Here is a 4,817-nt window from a genome sequence, read left to right as displayed (position 1 = left end):
CGGGGCGTGGGGCGTAAAAGCGCGGGCCTTGGGGGTGGGGTTGTTGGGTTTTTACTGCGGGGGCCGGGGGGGGGCCGTCCCGCCCCCGGGCCCCCCCGACGCGTCCCCTGGAAGAAGAGGTCTATGCCCCCTGCCAGTCCCCGTCCCGTCGACAATCTCGACGATGACGACTATCCCGCCTACACCATGGGCCGGGCCGCCGAGATGCTCGGCACCACCCCCGCCTTCCTGCGCGCCCTCGGCGAACACCGCCTGATAACCCCCCTGCGCTCCGAAGGCGGCCACCGCCGCTACTCCCGCTATCAGCTGCGCATCGCCGCCCGCGCCCGCGAACTCGTCGACCAGGGCACCCCCATCGAGTCCGCCTGCCGCATCGTCATCCTCGAAGACCAACTCGAAGAAGCCAAGCGCATCAACGAGCAACTGCGCACCCAGAGCAGCGAGTCACAGTCGAAGACCTCAGCCTGAAGCAGGCCGCCGGCCCAGGCCGCCTACTCAAGTCGCTGCCGGACATCGGCAAGGTCCGCGCCGGCCAGCTGCTCAGCCCGAGGCTGGACCGTCACACCTCCCTGAGACGGTCCGGCCCGAAGCCAGCCTCGCCCGGCGCCTGCCAGTGACGCCCCAGCAGCGAGCACCAAGAAGCCCGCCACCAAGCGCCACGGCCGGGGCGTGACCGTAGGCTGCGGCCATGACCGAGATCAAGACCCCTACTCCCACCGAAGCCTTCGACCTGCTGCTGGCCGGCAACCAGCGCTTCGTCACCGGCGCCCCCGAGCACCCCAACCAGGACGCCACCCGCCGCGCCGAGATCGCACCGTCCCAGCAGCCCTTCGCCGTGATGTTCGGCTGCTCCGACTCCCGGCTGGCCGCCGAGATCATCTTCGACCGCGGCCTGGGCGACCTGTTCGTGGTCCGCACCGCCGGACACGTCATCGGCCCGGAGGTGCTGGGCAGCATCGAGTACGGCGTGGACGTCCTGGGCTGCCCGCTGGTCGTGGTCCTCGGCCACGACTCCTGCGGCGCGGTCGGCGCAGCCTGCACCGCCCTGGAGAACGGCATGACACCGGCCGGATACGTCCGGGACGTCGTCGAACGGGTGACCCCCAGCGTGCTGGCAGCGCGGGCCGCCGGAAAGGCCGAGCCCGAGGAGATCCTCGCCGAGCACATAAGGCACACCGTCGACCTGCTGCTGGACCGCTCCCGGGTACTCGCCGAGAAGGTCGCCGCAGGCCAGGCCGCCGTGGTGGGCCTGTGCTACCGCCTGGCCGACGGCAGTGCGCAGCTCGTCGCCTCCCGCGGCCTCGACGCGGCCGTCCCCGCCGCATCCTGACCGGTCCCGGCCGGGGCCGCTCAGGATGATGTGCCGCGGTCGGAGGAGCAAAGGCGGGGCGCGTGCCGGAGGGCCCGGTGCTGGTGGCGGCCGCCTCCCACGGCAGCGGGAGGCGCTCGCGGTTGACGGCGGCGTGTCCCGCCTGGCGCGGTGACGTTAAAGGAAGCGGCACTGCACTCGCGTGTCAGCGGCCCCTGACTGTGCACCGGCGTCGTGTCAGGGGCCGCGAAATGGCAAAAGCCGCTGGTCCGAAGCAAAAGATGACACTCACCGTGACCCGCCATCGCGTCGCGGACACGAATCAACGTCACCAGCGGGCAGAATGCCTCGTGCAGCCCTGCCGGTCACCTGCCCCGCTCACCTCATCCCGGACACCACCGGCACCAACGCCTTCCACGACGCCTACCGCACGGCCATGGCGCACAACGCCGTCTTCATCGCCATCGAAACCGCCGCACGCCAGCAGTGGACCGTGAAGGCGGACACCCTCACTCACCGCCGAGGACCGGCGCGGGCTGACCGCGCCGTTCTGGTCCAACATCAACCCGTAGGGCACGTTCCGCCTCGACATGGACAAGCGGCTCGATCTCCCGCCCGTCCATGTACCCGACCCGCGTCGAGCAGTGATCAGCGCGTCGGACGGTAGGTCGCGATGATCACTCCGCTGCTGGTCGGCTGAGCGCTGACCAGCTCCAGCTTCTTCAGGGTGGCGTCGTCGGCGAACAGCTTCTTGCGGCCCTCGCCGGCCACCACCGGGTGGATCAGCAGTACCAGTTCGTCCAGCAGGTCCTGCTCCAGAAGCGAACGCACCAGCGTGGGGCTGCCCGCGACGGTGATGTCCTTGCCCTCTCCCGCCTTGAGCTCTTCGATCGCGGCCGTCAGATCGCCGTTGATAAGCGTGCTGTTCGCCCAGTCGTCCACGCTGTCGAGCGTGGAGGAGACGACGTACTTGGACGAGTCATTGATCCACTTGGCGAAGCCGGCGTCCTCGCCGTCGGTCACCGTCGGCCAGTACCCGGCCCACTCGGTGAAGGTCACCCGGCCCAGCAGAATCGTGTCGGCCGTCTCCAGCGTCTTTCCCAGCGCCGCGCCCATCTCCTCGTCGAAAGCGAACTGCCACTCGTTCGGCGACTGGGCGACACCGTCGAGCGAGACGAACAGACCCGAAACGACCTTGCGCATGATTCCTCCGTGATGAGTTCGGGGTCCTCTACCCAGTCCCGGCCGAATAGCGCCCCGGCCTAGGCGGGCCGACCCCGTCGGCTACGTCAGGAAGACTATGCGGGCACTGGGGAAGAGGGCTTGTACAGAAGCGACAGCGGCTCCGCCCTGTCCGGAGCACTCAGCTGAGTGGCGGTCCGGCCGATGAACCGGGTCAAGGACCGCGCCAGGTGCGGCTGGTCGAAATAGCCCAGCCGGTGCACGACGTCCTGCGCCGGCGCCCCCTCCTGGATCAGTACCGCCGCCTCGCGGGCACGGTGGATCTGCCGGATGGCCCCCCGGGTGAGGCCCGTTGCCGCGACGAAACGCCGCTGGAGGGTTCGCGCGGAGACATCGGGGGCCGCGCCGCCAAGCACCGCGGGCACGATCGGGTCGCAGTCCACGATGCCCTCACGCACCATGCGCCGTACGAACGCCTCCGCATTGTCGTAATCGGGCACGTGCCAGGCGGAACCCTTCAGCCACACGGAGCGCCGAGTCACGTCGGGTATCTCCGCGCTACCACCCACAAGCCGGCTGATCGGCACGTGAGGCATCGAGGTGCCCAGAGCGAAGCTGATACCGAAGAACCTGGCGTCCTTGGGAACGGGAGCCAGACAGGCCTTGGGCTCCGGGCCCAGCACGGCCGCCTGCACGTGGCCGTCGTGCTCCCAGAAGACAAGCTCCCAGTGCGACGCCGCGATCGACGTCATCCGGTCAACCTCGATACTGCGGCTGCGCCATACCCCTCTCGATGTACGGCAACTCCGACGGCCGACTGTCGATCTCCAGACCCAACCGGATCGCCCCCGTTCACCGCCGCCTGAGCCGCCAGTGTGTCACGTCGCGCGGACGGCCGAAGCTTCACAGCGCGGTGAAGCAGGAACCCATCGAGACGGTCACCCGACCGTGGTAGGAATCCCCGGCCATTACTGACGTTGAACTCGTGGTGTCGTAGGGGCCGACTGTGACTTAGCACTTCACCTGGCGGGGCTGAGCGCTCTGGTTGGCGAGTTGAGCATTGGGGCTGGTGAGCGAGTTGATCTCTGTTCGGCGACGGTGCCTGCCTCGTTGCAGAGCGGGTGCATAGGATCGCCGGCATGGCGCTGCGACCTGTCATGGTGAACATAAAGGCTCTTGATCATTCGGCGGTAGGCCGGTTCTGGGCGGAGGCGCTCGGCTGGAGTGCCTACAGCCCCGGCGTGACCACCTACGTCGGACCCGGAGGCGGACTCGTCTGGCCGGACCCGGTGGTCGTCGGCATCGACGTCGTTCCTGTCCCGGAACCCAAGACGACAGCAAAGAACCGTGTGCACCTCGATCTCGCCACCATCTCTGCAGCCCATCAGGCGGAGTTGGTCGCACGCCTCCAGTCTCTCGGTGCGACTCCCGCCGACGTGGGCCAGGGCAAAGTGCCGTGGACCGTCCTCGCCGACCCGGAGGGCAACGAGTTCTGCGTGCTGGAGCCTCGGGAGATCTACCGGGACACCGGGCCGATCGCCCGGGTGGTGGTCGACTGCACGGATCCGCAGGCCATGGCCCGGTTCTGGGGTGAGGCGATGGGCTGGACCCTGCACGAGGTGACCGACGACCATGCGGTGTGGCGCTCTGCCAAGGGCGTCGGCCCATATCTCGAGTTTTTCGGCACGCCCGACATGAAGACTGTGCCGGACCGCGTCCATCTTGACCTGCTGCCATACTCCGGTGACGACAAAGCGGCGGAGGTGGCCCGGTTGCGGGACCTCGGCGCCACCGACCTCGACCTCGGCCAGGGCGACGTCCCGTGGACATGTCTGGCCGACCCGGAGGGCCACGAGTTCTGCGTCCTCGCCCCGTCACACTGACGGCTGGTCGTCCCTTGCGGTATCACCGGAGGCATGCGGTATCCACAGGGGGGCGGGCTGACCGCCGAACGCCAGGTGTTCCGCGAGGGGTTACGGCTCCAGGCCGCGGAGCGGTTCGCTCGGGGTGAGGTGAGTGCGCTGATCGCCAAGGACCTGCGGGCCAGCGTCCGGTCGGTGCAGCGGTGGCGGCAAACATGGAACGAGGGCGGTCCGCGGGCGCTGCGGTCGCAGGGGCCGGCGTCGCTGCCGAGGCTCATCAACTTCATTATTAATCCCTAGTGTTGTGTATGTATAGTTCTGTGCATGGAGTTGCTGCGCATGTCCAAGGCTGCGAAGCGTCTCGGGATGCATCCGATGACGCTTCGTCAGTGGGCGTTGGACGGCAAGATCCCGTTTACGTGGGTCGGCCGTGAGCGCCGGTTCTCCTCCGTGGATGTGGAGAA

Annotated in this window: 7 protein-coding genes; 5 read left to right on the top strand and 2 right to left on the bottom strand. The window is 68.4% G+C overall.

Features of this window, described 5'->3' with window-relative positions; all coding sequences use genetic code 11:
- Positions 1–123: 123 nt before the first annotated feature.
- Positions 124–468 carry a MerR family transcriptional regulator gene (locus ACIBJF_RS52190; protein WP_399184925.1) on the top strand — a complete coding sequence of 115 codons (345 nt, stop codon included), beginning with the start codon at positions 124–126 and terminating at the stop codon, positions 466–468.
- Between the two features lie 220 nt (positions 469–688).
- Positions 689–1,330: a carbonic anhydrase gene (locus ACIBJF_RS52185; protein ID WP_399184924.1), complete on the top strand. Its 642-nt coding sequence runs from the start codon at positions 689–691 to the stop codon at positions 1,328–1,330.
- 627 nt (positions 1,331–1,957) lie between these two features.
- On the opposite strand, the gene ACIBJF_RS52180 is transcribed toward ACIBJF_RS52185, so the two are convergent.
- Together ACIBJF_RS52180 and ACIBJF_RS52175 are read right to left on the bottom strand one after the other, a co-directional pair.
- Positions 1,958–2,512 (bottom strand): dihydrofolate reductase family protein, encoded by a 555-nt coding sequence (locus tag ACIBJF_RS52180; protein ID WP_356315939.1) that lies wholly within the window; start codon positions 2,510–2,512, stop codon positions 1,958–1,960.
- 95 nt (positions 2,513–2,607) lie between these two features.
- The gene (locus ACIBJF_RS52175; protein WP_399184923.1) at positions 2,608–3,243 is read right to left on the bottom strand and encodes a helix-turn-helix domain-containing protein; all 636 of its coding nucleotides are present in this window, start codon (positions 3,241–3,243) and stop codon (positions 2,608–2,610) included.
- A 387-nt stretch (positions 3,244–3,630) separates the two neighbouring features.
- Here ACIBJF_RS52175 and ACIBJF_RS52170 point away from each other — a divergent pair, with 387 nt between their 5' ends.
- From ACIBJF_RS52170 to ACIBJF_RS52160, 3 genes are all read left to right on the top strand, one after another.
- The gene (locus ACIBJF_RS52170) at positions 3,631–4,374 is read left to right on the top strand and encodes a VOC family protein (RefSeq protein ID WP_399184922.1); all 744 of its coding nucleotides are present in this window, start codon (positions 3,631–3,633) and stop codon (positions 4,372–4,374) included.
- 33 nt (positions 4,375–4,407) lie between these two features.
- Complete coding sequence (locus tag ACIBJF_RS52165; protein ID WP_399184921.1) at positions 4,408–4,653, top strand: helix-turn-helix domain-containing protein; 246 nt, start codon at positions 4,408–4,410, stop codon at positions 4,651–4,653.
- A 24-nt stretch (positions 4,654–4,677) separates the two neighbouring features.
- Positions 4,678–4,817 (top strand): excisionase family DNA-binding protein (locus tag ACIBJF_RS52160; RefSeq protein ID WP_399184926.1); only part of this gene is annotated, 140 nt, incomplete at its 3' end.

It is taken from the genome of Streptomyces sp. NPDC050743 (assembly GCF_044456925.1).
GTDB lineage: Bacteria > Actinomycetota > Actinomycetes > Streptomycetales > Streptomycetaceae > Streptomyces.
Note: the sequence above shows the minus strand (reverse complement) of the source record. Positions and strands in the feature narration are given on the sequence as shown.

What these genes read in the sequence shown, in the direction of transcription:
- ACIBJF_RS52170 (WP_399184922.1), top strand. Translation starts at nt 3,631, where the DNA reads ATGGCGCTGCGACCTGTCATGGTGAACATAAAGGCTCTTGATCATTCG.
- ACIBJF_RS52190 (WP_399184925.1), top strand. Translation starts at nt 124, where the DNA reads ATGCCCCCTGCCAGTCCCCGTCCCGTCGACAATCTCGACGATGACGAC.
- ACIBJF_RS52185 (WP_399184924.1), top strand. Translation starts at nt 689, where the DNA reads ATGACCGAGATCAAGACCCCTACTCCCACCGAAGCCTTCGACCTGCTG.
- ACIBJF_RS52180 (WP_356315939.1), bottom strand. Translation starts at nt 2,512, where the DNA reads ATGCGCAAGGTCGTTTCGGGTCTGTTCGTCTCGCTCGACGGTGTCGCC.
- ACIBJF_RS52165 (WP_399184921.1), top strand. Translation starts at nt 4,408, where the DNA reads ATGCGGTATCCACAGGGGGGCGGGCTGACCGCCGAACGCCAGGTGTTC.
- ACIBJF_RS52175 (WP_399184923.1), bottom strand. Translation starts at nt 3,243, where the DNA reads ATGACGTCGATCGCGGCGTCGCACTGGGAGCTTGTCTTCTGGGAGCAC.